The organism is Streptomyces sp. NPDC001941 (assembly GCF_040296945.1).
In the GTDB taxonomy this organism is placed as follows: domain Bacteria; phylum Actinomycetota; class Actinomycetes; order Streptomycetales; family Streptomycetaceae; genus Streptomyces.
Genome location: NZ_JBEOYE010000006.1, coordinates 124,890 through 147,017, shown reverse-complemented (window position 1 = coordinate 147,017; position 22,128 = coordinate 124,890). Strand labels below are relative to the sequence as shown.

Genomic DNA, 22,128 nt, shown 5'->3' with positions numbered 1-22,128 from the left:
GATCACTCCATGCCCGCTGATGAAACCGTCATATCCCGTGCCATGTTCTCCCGCCGCCCTCTCAAGCCGATCGCGGATCCACGGCCGATGGAGCGGCTGCCCGAGCGGATCTGGTCGGACGCGGACTGGGAACGGATCCGGCGTGGGTACGCGGCCCGCGACATGGACGAGAAGTGGCACGTCATCACCGAGGAGCACGTGGTCCACCTGCACCGGAGCTGGACCGGCAAGGGGATCTACACCGCCGACTTCGCACCAGTGGAGGATGGGTGGCGGATCGTCAGCGCCGTGGCGCAACGCCGCCGCGTGCCCGCGGACACGGACGACGCCTACGACCGCGTCATGCTGGAACTGGTGATGAGCTCCATCGTCCTGGGCGAGCCCGCGGCCGACCTGCGGTCCGCGCTGGTGGAGCTTACGCGCGAGAACTCGGGCTCCGACGACGTCGCGGGCGGTGTGGTGCTCCACAGTTCCCTGGGTCTGCGCTCGGACTCCTGAAACCCGCCGCTCCAACACCCGGTCCCGACCACCCGGATCACGGCCTGACCCGCCCCGCGGCCCGCGCCCAGGGACGGTATCCGCCTGCTGCGTCCCAGCCGCGCACCACGCATGGCTCGGACATCTGTGCAGGTCAGGCAGTTCTTCGGTGTCCCACGGTGTCCCACCGGGCTGGGGTTCTCGGCGGGTGGGGGCTGTGATGGGGTCACACCCCGACGGGCCGCGAGCAACAGCCCCGGCCCCGCACGCAGCACCGAGACCCCAGGAGCCCCACCATGTCCACCACCGCCGTCGTACTCACCGTCCTGACCGCCCTCTGGGTCGGCTTCTCGGGCGTCTCGCTGCTCCGCCGCGCCCCCTTCGTCGTCGAGCCCCTGGTGGCCTACGGCGTGCCCCGCGCCTGGTGGACGCCGCTCGGGCTCCTCAAGCTCCTCGGCGCGGCGGGGCTGCTGGCCGGTCTGGCCGTGCCCGCCCTCGGAGTGGCGGCCGCGGTGGGCCTGATCCTGTACTTCCTCGGCGCGGTCGTCACCGTCCTGCGCGCCCGCTCCTACAAGACCGTCGCCTTCCCGGTCCTGTACCTGGCCCCGGTCGCGGCCACGCTGGTGGTCGCGTTCGCGTAGGACACCCGTGAAGCTTGACCCTCCCACGGGGGGAGAGTCGAAGGTGGAGCGCATGAGCAAGGACGGAGCGCCAGGGCCCACGTGGAGCATCGGGGCCGTGGCACGGCGGACCGGGCTGCCGGTGAAGGTGGTCAGGCACTGGTCGGACGCGGGCATCGTCGTACCGGTCGGCCGGACCACCGGCGGCTACCGCCTGTACGACACCGACGGCGTGGCCCGGCTCCAGCTGGCCCGCACCCTGCGGGACCTGGGGCTGGGCCTCGGCGAGATCCGGGCCGCGCTGGACCGCGAGGGCGGGCTCGCCGAGGTGGCGGCCGCGCACGTCGAGGCCCTGGAGGGGCAGATCCGCCGGCTGCGGACCCACCAGGCCGTCCTGCGTACCGTCACACGCCGCACCACCCACGAAGGACTCGTCCTGATGACCCGCACCGCCCACATGTCCCCCGACGAACGCCGCCGGCTGGTCCACGACTTCCTCACCGACACCCTCGGCGACCTGGAGGTGCCCCACTTCCGTGAGGGGCTCCGCGCAGCTGGTTCCGGGCTCCCCGAGAATCCGACCGACGAGCAGGTCGACGCCTGGCTCGAACTGGGCGAGCTGATCGCCGGAGGGGAGCTGCGACCCGCCATGCGGCGCATGGCCCGGTACGCCGCCCGTTACGGGGAGGAAGCACAGGGCCAGGAAGCGCAGGGCCAGGCAGCACATGACCAGGAAGCGCAGGGTCGGGATCCGCAAGGCCGGCAAGTGCGGGACTCCGCGATGGCCGAGGAGATGCGCGCCCTCACCACGACCTGGACCACACGCGTCCGCGTCGCCATGCGGAGCGGCATCGCGGCGGACTCACCGGCCGCCGACCAGGTCGTCGCCGGGGTCATCGCCGCCTGGCTGCCCAGCGGCGCGAACACCGCACCCGCCGTGACCCGCGACGGTGCCGAGGCGCGCACGCTCCTGCTCGAACAGCTCAGCCACGCGGCCGAGCCCGCCGTCGAACGCTTCTGGCAGCTGCTGTGCGTCCTCGGAGGTCGCCCCGTGCCGCCCGGGATCGCCGACGAAGGCCGCTGGCTCACCACCGCGTTGCGCGCCAATCCCGCGCCCGGCGCGGGCACCACCCGGCTCGAAGCCCTCTGCACGGACGGCTCCGACCCCTGGCCGGGCGGTGTCCTGGAGGCGTTCACGCGCGTCCAGGACACGGTCGGCTCGCTCGTGCGCGCGACGGCGCCGGACCGGTTCGGACTGCCGACTCCCTGCGCGGCCTGGACCGTACGCGACCTGCTCGACCACCTGGTGTGGGAGCACGTCATCTGGGGCGGCCTGGCCCACGGCACGCCTCCCACCGACGGCCACACCGACGACCACCTCGGTGACGACCACGTCGCCGCCTTCGAGGCCGCCGCGGCCCACGCGCGCGATGCCTTCATGGCGCCGGGAATGACGGCCCGCTCCTTCGGCCCCGCTCCCGGCCGTCGCGTCGTCGAGCAGCTCCTCGTCGAACTCCTCGTGCACGGCTGGGACCTGGCGACCGCACTCGGCCGCGACCGCGACCTGGAGCCCGACATCGCGCGCGCCGCCCTCCCGGTCGTACGAGAGGTCTACGGGGCCCTGCCCCGCACCCCCGGCGGATCCTTCGCCCCGGCGCGGCCCCTGCCCGAGCACGCACCGGCCCTGGACCACGTGGCCGCGTACCTCGGCCGCACCGTCCCGGAATGACCGGCCCCGCACGCGCCCGTGACGTTCCGGTCCGCACGTGCGGACCTCGCTCGTCCGGCCGGAGCGCCGCCGAGGGGCGTCCCCCCGTAGTGGAGGAGCGCCCCTCGGCGGTGGTCCTGCCCCGGCTCAGCCGATGGCGGACTTGTACTTCCAGCCCGCCCCGTCGCTGTTGCTGACGACCTCGACGCCCGCGTGCGGCATCTCGCCCCGGGTGCCCGCGTAGAACCGTACGGCGCCGTCCGTGCGCACGGTCCAGATGTCCGGGATCCCGTCGCCGTTCGCGTCCGGTGTCCCGAAGAGCAGGCGGATGCTGGCGCGGCTCCAGCCCGCGGCACCGTAGACGGTGTCGGCCCCGCCCGCGGAGTTGGCGCCGGAGCCGAGCGACGTCAGGTCGACGCCGCTGCCGGAGGCGTCCTTCTTGCCGGTCCGCAGGTAGAGCTTTCCGCTGGTGTCGCTGCGGTAGATGACGTCGGTGACGCCGTCCCCGCTGACGTCCTGCGCCGTGACGACGTCCCGTTCGGTCCAGGCCGAGGCGGACAGCTGGACGGCCTTCTCGACGCTGGCGCCGTTGTAGCCCACCAGGATCCAGAGGGCGTCACCGACCCTGAGGAAGAAGTCGGTCTTGCCGTCCCCGGTCGCGTCGCCCGCCGAGACGATCTGGCTGATGCTGTCCGGCGCGGGCGCGTTGGAGGGGAGCAGGACGGCCTGGCGCTTGTCGATGTTGACGCCGCCGTAGCCGTCGCCGGGATACACCCAGAGCTTTCCGTCGCGGCGCACCACGAGGTCCTGCAGGCCGTCACCGCCGTAGATGTCGCCGAGGTGGGTGACCAGGGTGTTCTTCCAGTAGCCGGAAGGCGCGGCGACGTACTGGGGCAGGCTGTCGGTCCCGTTGGGGTCCTTGGCGGCGTTGCCCTGGTAGGCGCCCGACATCGAGTAGTCGAGGTCGCCGGTGCCCTTGCTGAGGTCGGTGGTCGACTCGGAGGCGTACAGGCGCAGGTTGCCGTTGCCGTCGACCACCATCAGGTCCGGGAGCCCGTCACCGGTGAAGTCGCCGGGCTTGTCGGCCTGGTCCCTGGGCGTGACGTAGAACAGGTACTTGGTCGGCGCCGAGGGGTTGCCCGCGTCGTCGACTGCGCGGACGTACAGCACGTTCGGTCCCGCCAGGGGCGGCTTCACGTTGTTGACCGTGGTCGTCGTGGTGACCGGCGCACCGTTCGTCCGGGCCACCGAGAACGGGTAGGACGCCTGGTTGAATCCGTACTCGTACTTGACCACGTCCGTCTGCGTCGCCTTGAAGGTGAAGGATCCGGCGGTGCCGAACTTCACCGTGCTCCACTTCGCGTCCTCGGGGTCGTTGTTGAACCCGTTGTCGCCGGCGTCCGCGTCCGGGAACTGGGTGGAGACGGCCGACGGCGGACTCGGTCTGGCGTTGTCGAAGACGAACCGGCAGGGCGTCTTCGCGGGGGAGTACGAGGAGGTGGCACCGAACTTGTCGACCGACTTGGCCCGCCACGAGTACGTGGTGCCGTTCTTCAGCCCGCTGGTGGAGAAGGGGTCGGTGTGCACCTTGGCCGAGCCGCCCTGGCTGCCGACGGACACCTTGGCCTTGCCGCCGAGCAGGTTGGAGGTGCTCCCCCCGGAGGGCCACAGTTCGAAGTTCACGGACTGGAGGTTGCCGTCCTTGTCGCTGCTGTTGGCCCACAGCGTGATCGAGGAGGCACCGATGTTGACGTACGGCGACGTGGTGTCGCAGCGCACGCCGTTGGGGTCGAGGACCATGCTGCCCGGTGCGGCGGGCGGCCGGTTGTAGGAGAGGTCGACGTACGGGTCCGTGCCGCCGTCGGCCTGGAACTTCTTCCAGGAGTACTGGGAGTTCTCGTCGGTGGCCCGCATGCCGATGGTCATCGTCTTCCAGCCGCCGTCCACGGCCTTCTTGGCCGTGGACTTGATGTCGAAGGCGACCCAGTCGTCGGGGCAGGAGGACGACTTCCAGCCGTGGGCGAAGCTACCGCCCCCGATCTTGTTCGCACTGGTCATGGACGGCGCGTTCTTCCAGTTCGTCTTGGAACTGATGGTGCCGGTCAGGTGCACGGACATGCTGCGCGCGCTGCACGACCAGGAGTACGTCTCCAGGGTGCGCAGCTTGGCGCCGTGGACCGTGGCTCCCTTCAGGTCGGGGTCCCAGTCGATGCTGAAGAAGGAGCGCGAGGTGCCCCAGGTGTCGGACTCGAAGCCGACGCGGGCCTCGTGGGTGCCGCCCTTGTTGAAGTTCTTGCCGTTGTAGAAGCTGGCGCTGGGGTGGCGGCTGTAGGCGGTGGTCCAGTCGTTGGTGTGCTTCTTGACCGAGGGGTCGACGAAGACCGGGTAGACGGTGGCGGGGTCGTCCAGGAAGGCGCGGTCGGGGGTGAGGACCCAGTCCGAGCCGTCCAGGTCCACGCCGACGAGCGTGCCCCGGGAGTCCGGCTGCGGACCGTTCACGCCGGGCAGCGACAGGGTGGCGCCGGAGCCCGTCTGCGAGGGCTCCGGGGTGGGCTCCGGCGGTACGGGGGGCGCGGTGCCCTCGATCTCCCCGATGACGGACGGGTCGGCCGCCTCGTCGGTCGCCGTGGGCAGCACCTCGTCGAACGGGTCCTCCTGGTCGCCGTCGTCGAGGGAGTCCGACGGCTCGGGGGAGGGCTGGTCCTCCGGGGTGTCGGAGGGGGCCGGGCCCTCCGACGGGGTCGCCTCGGGCGCGGTCGGCGACGCTGAGGTCCCGGCCTGGCCGTCGGTGAGCGCGGGGGTGCCGGAGCTGTCCCACATCAGGGGGGTCGGGGACTCGGCCACGTCCCGGTCGTCGGAGTCCACGGCCGAGACGATGCCGGTGGTCGGGTCGAGCTCGAAGCTGAGGTCGGGGGAGGAGAGGCCGTAGGCCAGCCGTGCGACCCGGGGGTCCGCGGCGGCCTGGCGGGTCTTGACCACGAGCAGCTGTGCGAAGCCGCCGTCGTCGGCGGTCAGCACGAGGTCGGCGCCGGGCAGGATCTCCGGGTAGAGGGCGCGGGAGCCATCGATCACCGGGGTGGGCACGGTCCCGGGCCAGGTCAGCACGATGTCGTGGCCGTCGACGGTGAGCGTGGCGATGGTGTTGCCGGTGGCGGTCGAGGCCTGCGGCAGCAGCGACACGCGCCGCGGAGTGGTGCGCGAGGCGCGGCCGGTCTCGTCGGAGGACGGCACGGCGGACCCCGCGGTGGCCCGTCCCGCCGATCCGGCGGAGAAGACCGTGCGGACGTTGGTGGCGCGGGGGCTCCAGCCGCCCGCGACCCGCTGCAGGTCCGTGTCGATGGCCTTCCAGACCCCGTCGACCCGGGCGCGGATCGGGCTGGCGTGGATGCGCCGCTGGAACAGCCCGTCGGGCCTGGCCCAGGTCGTGGAGTACGCGGTGCGCAGCCCGGTCGCCTCCACGGCCCGGCCGGACTTCCGGGCCTGGCCGGCCGCTTCGGTCTCGCCCAGCGGTACGGCGCTGTGCGTGCCGGGCCGCGCGGCGCCATCGCCGTCCTGGTGGCCGGTGAGTCCCGCGTAGGTGAGGACGGAGGCGGCGACGGCGACCGCCGCCGTCGCCGCGAGCGGCCTGCGCCCGGGCGTGCGCCATCTGCCAGTCATGAGCGAGGTTGTTCCTTCCCCCTCGACACCGGCGGGCGCGCGAGCGCGGGCCGGGTCGTTCCGGATTGCCACGCGCGTGGCCCTGGGGGCTCCGGCGTGGTGAATGCGTGGAGATCATGGCCTACGGCCCGGACCCCGTCACGGGGACGAGGGGAACCGGGCGGCGGCGCCGGCCGTTGCCCGGCGTGCCGGGGTGTGTGCGGTGCCGCGGGGGTCAGGGGCGACACCGGACGGACGAACCTGTGCATTACGTCGACAATCCGGCCATGATCGAGGTCGATTTCCGGCCACTTCGACGCTCGGGCCGGTAATCCGGCGAAGCAGCCCGTTTACGTGGAGGGCCCCGCGGTGGCCCGCTGACGGCAAATTCCCGAACCCGTCAGCTGATCGGCGCGTTTGGTGCTGTGATCATCATCACTTGATCACTTTCCTTCTGGTTTTCCTTCACAACTCACCTACAGAATCCCGTCTCTGATAGGGCATCACCGCTGGTCCGTCTCCGGACCGCTTCTTGTCGTCCGGGGGGACCCCACCCGTGCCTGCCACGTTCTCGGCGCGCTCCACGCGCCTGCGCACCGTCGTCGTCCCGGCGATCGGTGCCGCACTGCTCGTCACGCTGCTCCCGGTACGGGCCGCGGCCCTGCCGCCGGGACCGGCCAAGGACGAGGTGCCCCGCGAGGAACTCGTACTGGAGCAACTGCCCACCGAGAAGCGGGTGGATGGCGAGAACCGCAACGCGGGTCTGGGCTCGATCGCCGTCGAGGCGCCCGCCGACCAGGACCAGCCGCCGGCGGGAACGGCGACGCCGCCCGCCGGCGGTACCGCCGCCGTCACCTTCGGCGCGCCCCAGGCAGGGGCCGTGCAGGCCTCGTACGGCGCCGCCACGGCCGCGCCGGCCGCGCTCGAACCCGTCGGCACGCTCCCCGTGAAACTCGGCCCGGCGCCCGACGCCGCGGTACCGACCGGCACGTGGCAGGTCAGCGTGTACTCGCGCACCACGCCCGAGGCCGACGGCGTCGACGGCGCCGTCGTCAAGGTCACCGCGCCCGCCACCGGCTCCGTGCCCGTCTCGGTGCAGCTCGACTACAAGGCCTACCAGAACCTCTACGGCGCCGACTGGGCCTCCAGGCTCACCTTCGTGCAGTTCCCCGAGTGCTACCTGACCACTCCCGACGCCGAGGAGTGCCGCACCTACGAGGAACTGGACACGGTCAACGACACCACGTCGAAGACGATCACCGCGACGGTCGACACCGCCGCGGACGGCACCGTCACCCCGGTCGCCGCACCCCGGACGGGCGCGCCCGCGTCCGGCGTCCTCCAGGCCTCGTACAGCCGCTCCGCCGGGATCCAGCAGGCCGCCGCGGGCGGCGACCAGGCCGTCATCGGCGCCGTCGACTCCGGGGCCGGCGAGGGAGGCACCTTCAAGGCCAGCCCCCTGGCCTCCAGCGGCAAGTGGACCGCCGGCAGCTCGTCCGGCGCGTTCACCTGGTCCTACCCCGTGCAGGTGCCGCCGACCCCGGCCGGTCCCGCGCCGAAGATCTCGCTGGACTACAACTCCCAGATGGTCGACGGCAGGACGGCCACCAACTCCCCGCAGGCCTCCTGGATCGGCGAGGGCTGGGACTACAACCCCGGCTACATCGAACGCCACTACCGGACCTGCAAGGACGACCGCAAGGCCATCGCGGCGGGCACGCCCAACAACGCCGACAAGAAGTACAAGACCTCCGACCTGTGCTGGGCCTCGTACAACGCCGTCATGTCCTTCGGGGGCCGCACCACCGAACTGGTCCGCGTCGACGACACCACCTACCGCCCGCAGAGCGACGACGGCACCCGGGTCGAGCTGAGGACCGGGGCGTCCAACAAGGACAACAACGGCGAGTACTGGGTCGTCACCACGCGCGACGGCGTCACCTACTACTTCGGGCTCAACAAGGTCGGCGACGGCCACGCCGACACCGACTCCGTCTTCACCGTCCCCGTCTTCGGCAACCACCCCGGCGAGCCCTGCCACGCCGCCGCCTTCGCCGACTCGCGCTGCAACGGCGACACCAACAAGCAGCAGGCCTGGCACTGGGGCCTGGACAAGGTGCTGGACCCGGCCGGCAACGCCATGATCGTCAACTGGGCCCGGTCGGCGAACTACTACGCGGTCAACAAGAAGTTCAAGTCCCCCGAGAAGTACGACCGCGGAGGCCTGCCCGACTCCATCGAGTACGGCCTGCGCGAGGGCGCCCTCGGCGCCACCCCCGCCGCGAAGGTCGACTTCCTGCGCGCCCAGCGCTGCCTGCAGGACACCACCGTCTGCGCCTCCGAGAAGTTCGACAACACCAAGGACCCCGCCTCCTACCGCCCCTGGTGGGACAGCCCGGGCAACCTCAACTGCAAGGCCGACTCCAAGCTCTGCCCCGCCTTCCCCTCCTTCTGGAACCGGATGCGCCTGGGCGGCATCACCACCTACGCCCAGCGCCCCGGCGTCACCGGCCTGTCCAAGGTCGACTCGTACGTCCTCAAGCACTCCTTCCCGCGCGACTGGTACGACACCGCGCCCGGCCTGTGGCTCAACTCCATCTCCCGCTACGGCTACAAGCCCGGTGACACCACAGGCACCCCGCTCAGCGCCAACGGCGTCAGCTTCGAGCCGTACGTCGTCGGCACCGGCCCGTCCCACCCGCTCGGCGGCTACCTCAAGGACCAGCAGCTCCCCAACCTCGTCCCGCGCGACGGCAAGGACCAGCGCCCCGGCTTCACCCGGCCCCGCATCGGCGCGGTCGCCACCGAGAACGGCGGCGACATCGAGGTGACGTACAAGGGAGGCTGCAAGGTGCAGCCGACCGTGGCGCCCGAGGACAACACCACCACGTGCTTTCCCGTCCGCTGGTCCCCGGACGCCGAGGCGGAGAAGCCGGCGCTCGCCTGGTTCAACAAGTACGTCGTGCACACGGTCACCGAGACCGACCGGATCACCGGGGTCTCCGACCGCGTCACCTCCCTGTACACGTACACCGACCCCGCCTGGGGCCTGAGCGACGACGAGTTCGGCAAGCCCGACCTGCGCACCTACAGCGAGTGGCGCGGCTACCGGCAGGTCACCACCGTCCGGGGCAACAAGTCGGTCCCCGCGCCGGAGCGGCCGCAGACCCAGTCCTCCTCCACCGTGCGCTACTTCCGCGGCGCCGGCGGCGCGGTCAAGGACTCCACCGGCACCGTCACCCTCGCGGCCGACGACGCCCCGCAGTACGCGGGCATGGTCGCCGAGACCCTCACCCACAACGGCACGGGCGGCAAGCTCGTCAAGCGCACGCTCAACTTCCCCTGGTCGCAGCAGACCGCGTCGCGCACCCGCGAAGGACTGCCCGCCCTCCTCGCGCACCGCACCGGCACCCGGCGCACCGACGCGATCCAGACCGTGGGCAGCTCCTGGCAGGCGGTGCGCACCGAGACCGAGTACGACTCCGCCACCGGCCTGCCGACCCAGGAGGAGACGGCCGTCGTCAAGCCCAACGGCACCGGCGAGACCCTCAGCGACTACACCTGCTCCAAGACGGAGTACGTCTCCAACGCCGGCGCCAACCTCGTCGGCCTGCCCAAGGAACAGCGCAAGACGGCCACGTCCTGCGCCGGCTACGCGAGCGCCGATCCCGCCACCCAGCTGATCAGCGCCGTACGCACCAGCTACGACAACGGCAGCTGGGGCATCGCGCCGACCAAGGGCTTCCCGACCACCACGGCGGGCATCGACAGCGCGGGCACCGCCTACTCCGTGGTCACCACCACGACCTACGACCCGCTCGGCCGCCCGCGCAAGGTGACCGACCCCGAACTGGGCGTCTCCGAGACCCAGTACACCCCCGGCGACACCGGCGGTCCGGTCACGGCCGTCAAGAAGATCAACCAGAAGGGCCACGCCTCCACGGTCACCCTCGACCCCGGCCGCGGAACCGTCCTCACCAGCACCGACGCCAACACCCGCGTCTCGCGCATGGAGTACGACGCACTGGGCCGCCTGATCAAGGGCTGGTCGGCGGGCCGCTCCGCGGGCACCCAGGCCCCCGACACGGTCATCGACTACCAGATGGCCACCGCGTCCTCCAGCGTCACCAGGCCCACCACGGTCACCGTCCGCAACCTCAAGGACGACGGCGTCGGCTACGCCAAGGAAGTGACCATCTACGACGGCCTGATGCGCCCGGTGCAGAAGCAGAGCGAGGCGCACGGGCCCGGGCGGATCATCACCGACACCCGCTACGGCGACCAGGGCCAGGTCGTCGAACAGACCGGCTCCTACCTGGCCAAGGGCGAGCCCGAAGCCGCGCAGTTCAAGCGGCTCAACGACGCCGTGGTCCCCAACCTGGTGCGCACCTCCTACGACGGCCTCGGCCGCCCGGTCAAGCGGACCACCCTGCACTCCGGCGTGACCGTCTACTGGGACGTCGCCGAGTACGGGGACAACTGGACCATCACCCGGCCCGCGGGCGGGGCCACCCCCGCCACCCGCACCTACACCGACGCCCGCGGCAACATCACCCGCGTCGACCAGTCCACCAACAAGGCCCAGGAGGAGTGGCGGACCACGTCGTACGGCTACGACGCGCGCGGCAAGCGCACCAGCGTCAAGGACCACGCGGGCAACCAGTGGACCTACACCTACGACGCCCGCGGCCTGCTGGCCTCCGCCACCGACCCCGACATCGGCGACGCCTCCTTCACCTACGACGCCCTGGGCCGCCAGCTCAGCGCCACCAACTCCCGCAAGCAGACGACCTTCACCTCCTACGACGCGATCGGGCGCGTGCTCGCGGTCCGCGAGGGCTCGGCGACCGCCGCCCCGGTCAAGGAGTTCACGTACGACCTGCCCGGCGCCCTCGGCAAGCCCGCCGGCTCGGTGCGCCACGACGCCACCGGCGACTACGTCGACCGCGTCACGGCGTACGACGGCGAGTACCGGCCCACCGCGCGCGAGTTCGTCGTCCCGGCCCAGCCCGGCACGGCGGGCCTGTCCGGCACCTACAAGTACAACTACAGCTACACCCCCAGCGGCAAGCAGCTGTCGGTCACCCTGCCGGCCGCGGGCGGCCTCGCGGCCGAGAAGGTCATCACGCGCTACAACGACGACGGACTGCCCGAGTCCACGTCCGGCGCCACCTGGTACACCTCCGACGTCACCTACTCCCCCTACGGCGAACCCCTGCGCACCGTCAGCGGTCCGCAGCCCTACCGGGTGTGGAGCACGAACTTCGTCGACCAGGAGACCGGGCGCCTGCAGCGCACCGTGTGGGACCGGGAGACGGACGACTCGCACCGCATAGCCGACTCCTACCTCTCCTACGACCGCGCGGGCAACGTCACCTCCGTGGCGCGCAAGGACACCGACGGAGCCACCTCCACCTGGGACAACCAGTGCTTCACCTACGACTACCTCGGTGAACTGGTCCACGCGTGGACGTCGAACCTGCCCGTCACCGCGGCCACCGGCTGCAAGTCGGCCTCCGGCACCTCCTGGGGCTACCGCTCCGACGGCATGAGTTCCGCCGGACCCGTCGCGGAAGCCGCGGACGCCATGTCCGACGCGGCCGCGCCCGACAGCGAGATGGCGGCCTCCCTCGGGGCCGCCGCCCCCGCCGCCGCCACCGTGGCCACCACCGGCCAGGCCTACTGGCAGTCGTTCACCTTCGACGCCCTCGGCAACCGCGCCACCCTCACCGAACACAACCCGGCCGACCCCGCGCTCGACCGCAAGGACACCTACGGCTACGGCAAGACCGTCGCGGGCAACGGCACCCAGCCGCCGACCACCGTCCAGCCCCACATCCTCACCAAGGTCGACCGGCCCACGGGCACCGACCCCGCGTACGTCGCCGACGCCACCGGCAACGTCACCGACCGCAACCAGACCGGCGGGGCCCAGGCACTGACCTGGAACGCCGAGAACAAGGTCACCTCCGTCACCGGCTTCGGCGACGGCGCGGGCGCCGTGGTCGGACTGAACGGCAAGTGCCTGGACCTGGAGGGCAACCAGACCGCGGACGGCACCCCGCTCCAGCTCTACCGCTGCAACAACAGCACCGCCCAGCAGTTCGCGCTCACCGGGAGCACCCTGCGCATCAAGGGCAGGTGCGCCACCGTCAGCGGCGCGCTCGTCCAGCTGGCCGCCTGCGACGGCAGCACCGCCCAGAAGTTCACCTACCGCCCCGCCGACAAGACCTTCCTGCACGCCGCCACCGGAAAGTGCCTCGACGTCCCCCAGCAGAACGACGCCGACGGGACGAACCTCCAGGTGGCCGCCTGCGGCACGGCGGCGGGCCAGAAGTGGACGCCCGCGGACCGCACCACCTACGTGTACGACGCGGGCGGCAACCGGATCCTCCAGACCTCGGCCGCGGGAAGCACCCTCTTCCTCGGCGAGACGGAACTGTCCGCGGACTCCAAGGGCAACGCCGTCCGGGCGAGCCGCACCTACGCCCACCCCGGCGCGCCCTCCGTCGTCCGGGTCGCCAGCGGCGGCAGCACCACCGGGCACAAGATCTCCGTCCTGCTGTCCGACGCCCTCGGCACCGCCACCGCCTCGGTCGACCAGGCCGACGGCCAGACGGTCACCCGGCGCTCCTTCAAGCCGTTCGGCGACGCACGCGGCGCCAGGCCCACCACCTGGCCCAACCAGCGCACGTACCTGGGCACCGGCATCGACGACACCTCCTCGGGCCTCACCCACATGGGGGCCCGCGAGTACGACCAGGACACCGGTCGCTTCCTGTCGGCCGACCCGCTGATCGACATCGCCGACCCGCTCCAGATCAACGGGTACGCCTACGCGAACAACAACCCCGTCACCAAGGGCGACCCCGACGGCCTCCAGCCGATCGAGTGCTGGGAGGGCACCGCGGTCTGCCACGGCGGCCGGATCGTCAGCGTCAAGGAGGCGGAGGTCAAGCCCCCCAAGGCGCTGACCGAAACCACCAGCGACAAGGGCCAGCGCGTCATCTACGACGAGAAGGGCGTCCCCCACACCATCGCCAAGACCCCCGGAAAGATCCCGTCCGAGCGGGTCGCGATCAAGTACATGAACGAGGACCTGCGCTCCGGACTCGACTTCTACGACCCCAAGACCGGCAACGGCAGCGAGTACCTCTGGCAGGACGACAACGGGGTGCTCCCCAAGAAGGGGGTCGTCCACGACGCCAACGGCAACCACCGGGCCGCCGGCACCACGGCCGACTTCGTCAAGGTGACCTGGAGGAACGGCAAGATCGTGGCCGTGGAGACGTGGGACGCCAACGAGAGCACCCGCAAGGACGGCACCGCCAAGGCGACCATCGACTCGATCGAGAAGACGGTCACCAACAAGATGGCGGTCGACGGGAAGGCGCAGTCCCCGAACGTGGTCTTCGTCGCCTCCAGCCTGGAACAGGCCCACCTGGTGCGGGACCGGTTCGTCGGCAACGCCAACGTCCGCGTCATCTTCGACGGCGGCCCGGGCAAGACGAGCTTCGACACCCACCTCTCGCCCGGCTTCAAGGCGGGTTCGACCGGCTCGTCCACGCCCCGGGGAGGCAGCGGCGAGCGGGGCTCCGGCAAGAGCACGGGCCGCGGCATGGGCGGAAAGATCATGGGTGGCGCCGGCATCCTGGGTGACCTCGCCTTCATCTGGGAGGGCTGGAAGACCCTGCAGAGGGGATGCGACGATGTGATCGTCTCCTGCAGCCCGCCGCCGGTCGTCTAGACCATGTGAAGGCACCACCTGGACGGGGCGCGACACCGCACACCACGGGGAACCCGCCCCGCCACTGAGAAGGACGAGCAAGAGAGCCATGGCCAAGCAACACGTCACCGTCTGCCTCGCCCCGTGCGAGCCGGCGGACCTCCTCCGCGCGATCGGCGAGGCCATGGCCCCCTTCGACATGAACCAGGACGACATCGACCTCGCTGAGCGCCACGGCCGGTGGGACTACTGGTACGTCTCCGGAGTCGGCCGCGAGTTCGCGGTGCGCCCCGGCCACGAACACGATCCGGGGCTGGTGCGCACCGAGGACTGGCTGGACGGCATGGGCCTCGTCCCGTGGACCGAGGACGACGCCGAGCGCGCGCCCGACCGGCACTGCTACGGAGGCCCGAAGGAACTCCTCGACCTCGGCCGGGAGCGGGAGGAGGCCGCCGCGCGGGCCGAGCGGGAGTGGCGGGCCTGGCACGAGCTGGCGGCCGCCCACCCCGCCCCGCTGCCCTTCAGCACGTTCTCCGCCAGGACCGAACGGGACCCTGACGCCTACCCGTGGGACCGGGCCGTCGCCGACTACGACGCGCAGCCCCTGCGGGCCGCGCTCGAAGCACACCCCGACGTCGACTCGTTCGGCGACGACCCGTACGCCACCTTCGGCGCGGATCTGGACGCGTACGTGGAGCGCCGGGTGATCCGGGTCCTGCCGACCGCCGCGCTCCTCACCCTCGACGGGCGCTGGGCCGAGGGGGCCGGGGACGACTACTACCGCTGGGCCACCCACTACCTGGACGCCCTGCCGCCGAGTTCGATGATCGTGCGCGTGCACCACCACCAGTAGGGCGGAGCACCGCGCCCCACCCCAGCGAGCAGAGAGCGACCATGGGCTTCCTCGACCGGCTGACCGGCACCCGACGGCCCGCGGAAGGCGTCGAGCCGCGGCCGCGCGAGGCCGTCGTGTCGGCCCTCTTCGCCCTCAACGCGCCCGACCGGCCGTGGACCGTGCGCTACGGAGAAGGAGACGGTGCCGCGCTGGTCGCCGAGTGGATCACGACGGGACCGGGAGGACAGCCGTCCCGCTCAGGGCTGACCGAACTGCACCGCACCTACCGGATCCTCTTGAAGTTCGTGCCCGCCGAGCACGAGGTGCGTGCGCTCGCCACGCAGCGCGAGGTCACCACGGTCGTCGGCCGCCCGGCGCTGAAGGTGAGGTCCGAGCACGGCCGGGGCGGCAACATCAGGACCGTCGCACGCGCCTGGCACGTGGAACGCGGCCCGGACGGTGAGCCCCGCCGCACGACGTACGACTACGACAGCGCGGAGATGAGGGACCCGGTACGGGAGGCGGTCCTGACGGCGGGCTGGACCTGGCGCGTGGTGACGTTCGGCAGGCTCTAGCCGAACGTCCTGACCCGGGTCGCTGTACGGAACGGACGGCAGGAAGCCCGTCGGGTCCCGCCGTCCGTTCCGTACAGCGACCCGTCACCCGATCGCGCGGATCGCGTTCCAGCCGCCCGGGCCGACCGTGCTGCGGGCGCCGTCCACCGGGTGGCCCGCGGCGTTGGTCCCGCCCGCGTAGAACATCAGCGTGCCCTCGCCCGTCGTCGTCCACAGGTCCGCGACGCCGTTCCCGTCCGCGTCGCCCGCGCCCGTGAGCAGTGGGCGGCTGCCGGTCCCGTAGCCGTGGCCGTACTCGGTGCGCTCGCCGAAGGTCCCGTCGCCGCGGCCGCGGTAGAGCCACAGCTTCTGGTCTTTCCCGTCGCGCGCGAACAGGTCCACGTTCCCGTCGCGGTCCGCGTCCCCCGCCGCGCTCAGGTCCATCGGGGACCAGCCGTTCAGGCCGATCCGCACGCCCGCCCCCACCCCGGGGGCCGCGGCGCGGTCGCCCGGGTAGAACCACAGGGTGTCGCCCCTGGTCGCGACCACGTCCGGGTACCCGTCCCCGGTGGCGTCGCCGACGCTGACGATCCTGGAGTCGGTGGGGAAGCCGGTGCCGATCCGGACCGGGGAGGCCAGCGTGCCGTCGCCCCGGCCGGGGTAGACGCGCAGCTCGGTGCCGACGCGGGCGACGAGGTCCTCGGTGCCGTCGCCCGTCCAGTCGCCCCGGTGCGAGACCGAGGCGCCGGTCCAGCCGCCGGAGCCGATCTGCACCGGGCTGCCGGTGACGGAGCCGGTGCCGAGGCCCGCGTACAGGCGCAGCTTGCCCTGGTCGTCGACGGCGACCAGGTCCGACCTGCCGTCACCGTTCATGTCGCCCGCCCGTGGTGCTCCGCGCAGCACGCCCGTGACCGGGGCGTGGTCGGAGAAGCCGTTCGGGCTGGTGCCGGGCGTGTTCGGGGTGGTGTCCATCCGCGTCGCGTCGATGGCGCACGAGGCGAACCTGCTCGCGCCGACCGATCTCCCGGTGAAGAGGTGGTCCAGCTTGTGCCAGGTGTGCGAGCCCGCGCCGGTGCCGTCCCAGCCGTGGTACGTGTACCCGTCGACGCACTTGTCGTACGACCCGGTCAGGGGCGCCATTTCGGCCGCGTCCGCGTTGCGGTTGAAGTCCCCGCCGAGCACGAAGTCGCCGGAGGAGTGCGCCGTCACGAACGCCTTCACGTTCTTGATCTGCTGTGCGGCGCGCGCCTCTTGGCCGGGGATGACATGCGTGGTGCACGGCGTCGTGCTCCAGCCCTGCACGGCGACGCACAGCGCGGGCAGCGTCTGCCGGTCGTCCGGGGAGGCGGGGAGCGTGTCCTCGGACCAGGAGGCGGTGACGGTCCCCTTGACGGCGAGCAGCACGCCCAGGTCGCCGGAGAGTCCGCCCCGGCAGTCGGTACGGCCGTCGGGGCGGGCCCCCTTGGCGTGCCGCACGGACCACGCGCCGCCGAGCTTCTCCTGGAGCAGCGCCATGTGGCTCCCGGGGGCCCCGCCGCAGACCTCCTGCAACATGACCACGTTGGCCCGCCGTTCGTCGACGGCCTTCTTGACCTCGTCGATCTTCACGCCCGGCTCGTTGCGGTACGGGCAGTAGCCGGCCTCCCCGCGTGCGCCGCCGGCCTCCCCGCAGATGTTCCACGACACGACCCGCACCTCCTCCTGCGCGGGCGCGGCAGGGGCAGAGACGGTGGCAGGGGCGGCGGATGCCGGGGCGGTGGCGAACGCCGTGCCCAGTGCCGCGATTGCTGACGCCGCCGATGTGAGCGCGCGTACGGATCTCTTCAATTCCCTGACCTCATCCGTGTACGTACAGGTGTGCAACAGGCGTTCGCGTGCCGGCGGCGGTCCCGCGCGGTACGTCCCTCACAGCAGCGTCTCGTCCAGACGCAGCGTCACCAGGCCGGCCGGGCCGAGGACGTGGAGGACGGTGCCCGTGGGGGTGATACCGGTGGCCAGGCCGTGCACCGGCGCTCCCGTGATCAGGCTGTGGCGGAGCTCGCCGGTGAGCGGGTCCCGGAAGCGCACGCCGCCGGGGTCGCCCGAAGCGAGCAGGGTGCGGCCGTCGCCGAGGGGGACGGCGGCGAGCACGTGGCAGTCGTGCGTCTCCCAGCTCGTCAGCAGGCGGCCGTCGGCCGTGTCCCAGACGTGGACGTCCGTGGAGGAAGCGACGGCCAGGAGCGTGTGGCCCGGGAGCGGAAGGGCGCACGCGAGCCGGAGCACCGTCCTGAAGTGCGGGGGTCGCCTCAGATCGGCGACGAATTCGCCGGTACGCGGATCCAGGAGCCGGATGGTGCGCGCGCCGATCACGGCGATCGGGCCGAGCCCGTCCTTGCCGTCCCCCTCTTCGCCGCGCCCGACGTCAACGGGCAGGGCCACGCACAGCCGCAGGCTCTCCTTCACCGGACCCGGGCAGGGGACGGTGGTCCTCGTACTGGCCTCCGGATCCCACACCGCGAGGTCGACGGCGTGCTCGCGCGTGCGGTGGAAGTCCGGCTCGCGTTCCGCGCCCAGGACCAGCGGGCGGCCGTCGACCGTCGTGGTGACGTGCACCTGCGGGCCGTCGCGTTCGAGCAGGACCTCCTCGGTGACCAGGTCCCGTACGGACCACGAGTGCCGGGTCTCGAGCAGCACGAGGGCGCGCCCGGGAGGTGAGGCGACCGGTTCGACGGTCCTCACTCCTCTGATGGCCAGCCGCTTCAGCAGCCGCCCCGCTGCGGCGTCGTGGACGTCCAGGCCCTCGCGGGTGCCGACCACGACGACGCCCGCGGTCCCCGGGTAGGCCGCCCTGCACAGGGGCCACTCGCGGATCCGCATGCCCCATCCCGGGGCGAGGCGCGGCGCCGCGTACAGCGTCTCGGGCAGACCGGTCGCGTGCGATCCTCCGGCGGGCTCGACGTCCCAGAGCCGGACGCCCTGCGGACCGGCGGAGACGATGCGCGGACCCCTCGGCGTGTCGAGGACGGCGATGCGGTCCACCTGTGGCTGGTCCGCGTCGAACTCCCTGTCCCACTGCCCGCCGATGTCCCGTACGGCGATCTTGCCCGGGAGGGATCCGACCAGGGCGTTCCCCTCGGGCAGTACGGCCAGGGGGCGGCCGCGCACCGGCCGGTGCGGCACCAGCCGCGCGCGGAACGGGTCCCAGATCCGGGGACGCGCCAGGCTGCGCAGGATGAGCAGGTCGTCCTGTCCGGGGCGGGGCACGGCCATGTCCACCCTGGGGTTCTCCCCTCCGAACGGCGGGTGTCCGGTGAGCCCGGAGAAGGGGTCCCAGAGGCGGATGCCCTCCGGCGTGGGTACCGCCACGAGGGCGTGCCCGCTCGCCGCGCGTACGACGGCCGTCCCCGAACTGCGGAACCGGGTCGTCGAATGCGGGAACCCCATCGCCTTGGTCGTGCGGCCCGGACCCCGGCCGTGGGCGGCCGGCCACCACAGGAGCGTCTCGGCCTGGGTGAAGACGAGCAGCTTCCAGCGGGACGCCCCGTCCTCCAGGACGTGCGCGTCGACCACGTGCCGCCGGTCCAGCGCGGTGATGGGCTGGCCCGAGCCGGGATCCAGGACGGTGACCCCGCGTGCGCCCCAGACGGCGAGGAACGTGCGGCCGCCCGTGGCCCGGATGGGGGCCAGACCGCGCGCGCGGCCGTGCTTGCCGTGCGGCAGTTCGGCCGTCAGGCGGCCGGTCGCGCTGTCCCAGACGCGTACGGTCCCGTCCTCCGACAGCACCGCGACCAGGGCGCGCCCGTCGAGCGTCGGCAGCACGCACAGGCCCGTGGTGTCCCCGCGCGTGGGCGCGAGGACGTTGGCGCGGGCCGCCCACCTGCCCCAGTCGAGCGCGGCCGGGACACCGCCCGGCGCGGCCCAGTGCTCGCCCCGCGCACCCCGCTGGAAGGCGATGCCACCCCGGCGGGCGAGCCGGTCCGAGGCGTCGTCGGCATGGAGCTCGTCGGCGTGGCCGACGTAGGGCTCGATCAGGGCGGCGGCGGTCAGCAGCCGCCGCTCCGGGTCCGAGGTCGGCAGCGGCAGGCCGAGGCGGGCGCGCAGCGTGCCGGAGGTCTCCTGGGCCAGCAGCTCCAGCGGCACCCTCCGGTCCTCCAGCACCCCGCCGGCGTCCGCGTGGTGCAGGAAGTGGCGGCGTACGTACGGATGCACGGGGTGGGGCAGCGACCGCTCGACCAGCGCGGCCAAGGCGTCGGTCACGGCTGCGTGCGCCGTGCGCAGCGCCACGGTCCTGCTCGGCGGCCGCCACCAGTACGAGGAGGTGACCGCCGACCCGGCCAGCAGCCAGTCGGGGTCGGCGAGCAGCAGGTCGCTCAACCGCTGGTGCACGGGACGGTAGACGGTCCGCCCGTCCTCCTCGGCCGTGGCCAGGTAGCCGGTCAGCCGGCTGCCGCGCAGCGTCCGGATGGCGGCGTCGGCGGCGTCGGCACGGTCCGCGGTCACGTGTCCCGGAGCGAGCGCGGCGGTGACGGCGGGCCAGACGTCGCCCCACGGCAGTCCGGCGCCGGGTGCGAAGGCCGTGGCCCGCAGGGCGGCGACGAGCAGCTCGGCGCGGACGCCGGTGCTCCGCGAGACGGACCGGACGTCCTCGCGCAGGAGTCCGCTGGTGCCGTCCGCGAGGCGCTCGTGCCAGTCCTCCTCGGCGAGGTCCTGGCGCCCCTCCTCCCTGCGCAGTTGGTCGGCCGCGATCCGGGCGTCGAGGAAGGACGGCGCGACGGCCGCCGCGATGACGTCCGCCGCTTCCGCGGCTGCCTCCGGCGCGTCGTGGTAGGGGCTGGCGACGGGCGCGAGCAGCAGGGCGGCGGCGTAGGCCGCGATGTCGGCGGCGCAGTCGGGGCCGTCGGAGCGCAGCGTCTCGGCGGCGAGTCCCTCGGTGCCCAGCGCCGTGGTCAGCCCGAGCAGCAGCTGGTCGGCGCGTTCGTCGACGAGGTCGTCCGCGGCCGGGTAGGCCAGGACGGGGGAGCTGCGGATGCCGAGGAGCAGCCGGGCGCCGCGGGTTCCATCGGGGCCGCGCAGCCGGGCGAGCGGCAGGACGACGTCGTTGAGGACGGCGAGCGGGTCGGCGGCCTCGTCCAGGGCGTCGATGACGACGGTCACCGGCCGGCCGCTCCGGGACCGCTCCAGCACGTGCCGCAGCAGTGCCCGCAGCGGCAGCTCCGCGACCGGTGGGGACGACGGCTCCCCGGGGCCCTGGCGGAGCCCGTCGAGGAGATGGCGCACGACCGTCCCGGCGGACTTGTTGCGCGCCAGCACGGCGACGTCGACGGCACCGGGACGCGGACGCAGCGCCGGAGGGGTGCCGGCCACCGCCCCGGCGTAGCGCGGATCCGTAGCGAAGCCCGGGTCGGAGAGGGTGACCAGGCGGGCCAGGAGGGCCGACTTCCCGGAGCCCGCCGCTCCCGTGACCACGAGGGCGCCCTCGCCGTCGTCGAGGAACGCGGTCAGCCGGGCCATCTGGGTCGCCCGCCCGCTGAAGTACCAGCCCGCGTCGTCCTCGGCGGCCCGGCCCGAGGCGCGTTCGGACCAGAAGCCGTCCACGGAGCCGACGGCCATGTCCCGGAGCGCGTCGCCGCCCTGGAGCGTGTCCCCGCCCTGGAGTGCGTCCCCGTCCCGGAGCGCGTCGTGGTGTCCGGCCGCGTCCTCGGCCGGGAGCAGGGCGAGCTCGCGCAGGGCCGGGCCGACGGGACTCGTGGTGGGCCGGAAGCGCGGGTTGGGCAGGCAGGCGCTCGGGCCGCGGCGACGGGAGCGGGGGACGATCCACCGCGCGTCGACCAGGTCCTTCTCCCTGCCGTGCTCGTCCCGTCCGACTTCGTCCAGGAGCTGTTCCCACTCCTGGAAGGACAGGTACGGGGCGGTGTAACCGGCGGCCTCGTCGCGCATGCGCTCGCAGGCCAGGACCACGCGTTCGGTGAACGAGCCGACCAGTGGCTGCTCGTCGTGGTCGCCGGCCGTCACCACGGCCGCCCCGTCGTGCCCGCGCCGCTCCTTGCCCAACGCCTCCAGGAGGACGGTGAGTTCGGCGTCCAGGGTGCCGGCGAAGCACGAGTCGACGAGGACCAGGACGTGTTCGGACTCGCTGTCCAGGACCGCGGTGATCAGCTCGCTCGTGGGGAAGGCGGTGGCGAACGGCCGTTCCTCGGTGGTCCCGGCGAAGGTCAGGAAGTGGCGCGGGGCGACACGGCGCAGACCGTGCCCGGTGATGTAGACGACGACGGCCTCCTGGTAGCCGGCGGCCGCGAGGTCCTCCCGGCGCAGGAAGTCCCGCAGTTCGCCGGGCGTACGGACCGGGGGCGCCTGGTGCACCTCGAAGCGGCGCGCGTCGTCGAGGGCCGGGTCCGCGAGCCACCCCGTGATCCGTTCGACCTGCCGGGCGATCCCCTTGTCGAAGCCCGGGGGACTGTCCGCGTACCCGTCCACCGCGACCACGACCAGCCGCCGCCGGACGATCCCGTCCAGGTCCTCCGTACCCACCCGTTCACCCGCCCCTGCTCCCCGTACCGTGCGCGACGTGCTGCGCAGGCCCCGCCAGCCTATCG

General features: G+C 72.7%; 9 protein-coding genes. 6 read left to right on the top strand and 3 right to left on the bottom strand.

The window, feature by feature from the left end:
- The first annotated feature begins 9 nt into the window (after positions 1-9).
- The 3 genes from ABT160_RS08000 to ABT160_RS07990 all read left to right on the top strand — a co-directional run bounded on the left by ABT160_RS08000 (position 10) and on the right by ABT160_RS07990 (position 2,826).
- Positions 10-498: a hypothetical protein gene (locus ABT160_RS08000; protein WP_351644996.1), complete on the top strand. Its 489-nt coding sequence runs from the start codon at positions 10-12 to the stop codon at positions 496-498.
- 275 nt (positions 499-773) lie between these two features.
- Positions 774-1,118 (top strand): DoxX family protein, encoded by a 345-nt coding sequence (locus ABT160_RS07995; RefSeq protein WP_351644994.1) that lies wholly within the window; start codon positions 774-776, stop codon positions 1,116-1,118.
- Between the two features lie 52 nt (positions 1,119-1,170).
- Entirely contained in the window at positions 1,171-2,826 is a 1,656-nt protein-coding gene (locus ABT160_RS07990) for a TIGR03086 family metal-binding protein (protein ID WP_351644991.1), read from the top strand.
- 126 nt (positions 2,827-2,952) lie between these two features.
- On the opposite strand, the gene ABT160_RS07985 is transcribed toward ABT160_RS07990, so the two are convergent.
- Positions 2,953-6,462 carry a DNRLRE domain-containing protein gene (locus ABT160_RS07985; RefSeq protein ID WP_351644990.1) on the bottom strand — a complete coding sequence of 1,170 codons (3,510 nt, stop codon included), beginning with the start codon at positions 6,460-6,462 and terminating at the stop codon, positions 2,953-2,955.
- A gap of 535 nt (positions 6,463-6,997) precedes the next feature.
- Here ABT160_RS07985 and ABT160_RS07980 point away from each other — a divergent pair.
- The 3 genes from ABT160_RS07980 (at position 6,998) to ABT160_RS07970 (ending at position 15,577) form a co-directional block, all read left to right on the top strand.
- Positions 6,998-14,188 (top strand): ricin-type beta-trefoil lectin domain protein, encoded by a 7,191-nt coding sequence (locus ABT160_RS07980; RefSeq protein WP_351644987.1) that lies wholly within the window; start codon positions 6,998-7,000, stop codon positions 14,186-14,188.
- Positions 14,189-14,276: 88 nt separating this feature from the next.
- Complete coding sequence (locus tag ABT160_RS07975) at positions 14,277-15,020, top strand: hypothetical protein (RefSeq protein WP_351644985.1); 744 nt, start codon at positions 14,277-14,279, stop codon at positions 15,018-15,020.
- 41 nt (positions 15,021-15,061) lie between these two features.
- The gene (locus ABT160_RS07970) at positions 15,062-15,577 is read left to right on the top strand and encodes a hypothetical protein (RefSeq protein WP_351644982.1); all 516 of its coding nucleotides are present in this window, start codon (positions 15,062-15,064) and stop codon (positions 15,575-15,577) included.
- Between the two features lie 84 nt (positions 15,578-15,661).
- On the opposite strand, the gene ABT160_RS07965 is transcribed toward ABT160_RS07970, so the two are convergent.
- Positions 15,662-17,383 (bottom strand): FG-GAP-like repeat-containing protein, encoded by a 1,722-nt coding sequence (locus tag ABT160_RS07965; protein WP_351644979.1) that lies wholly within the window; start codon positions 17,381-17,383, stop codon positions 15,662-15,664.
- A gap of 78 nt (positions 17,384-17,461) precedes the next feature.
- The gene (locus ABT160_RS07960; protein WP_351644977.1) at positions 17,462-22,063 is read right to left on the bottom strand and encodes an AAA family ATPase; all 4,602 of its coding nucleotides are present in this window, start codon (positions 22,061-22,063) and stop codon (positions 17,462-17,464) included.
- Positions 22,064-22,128 lie beyond the last annotated feature (65 nt).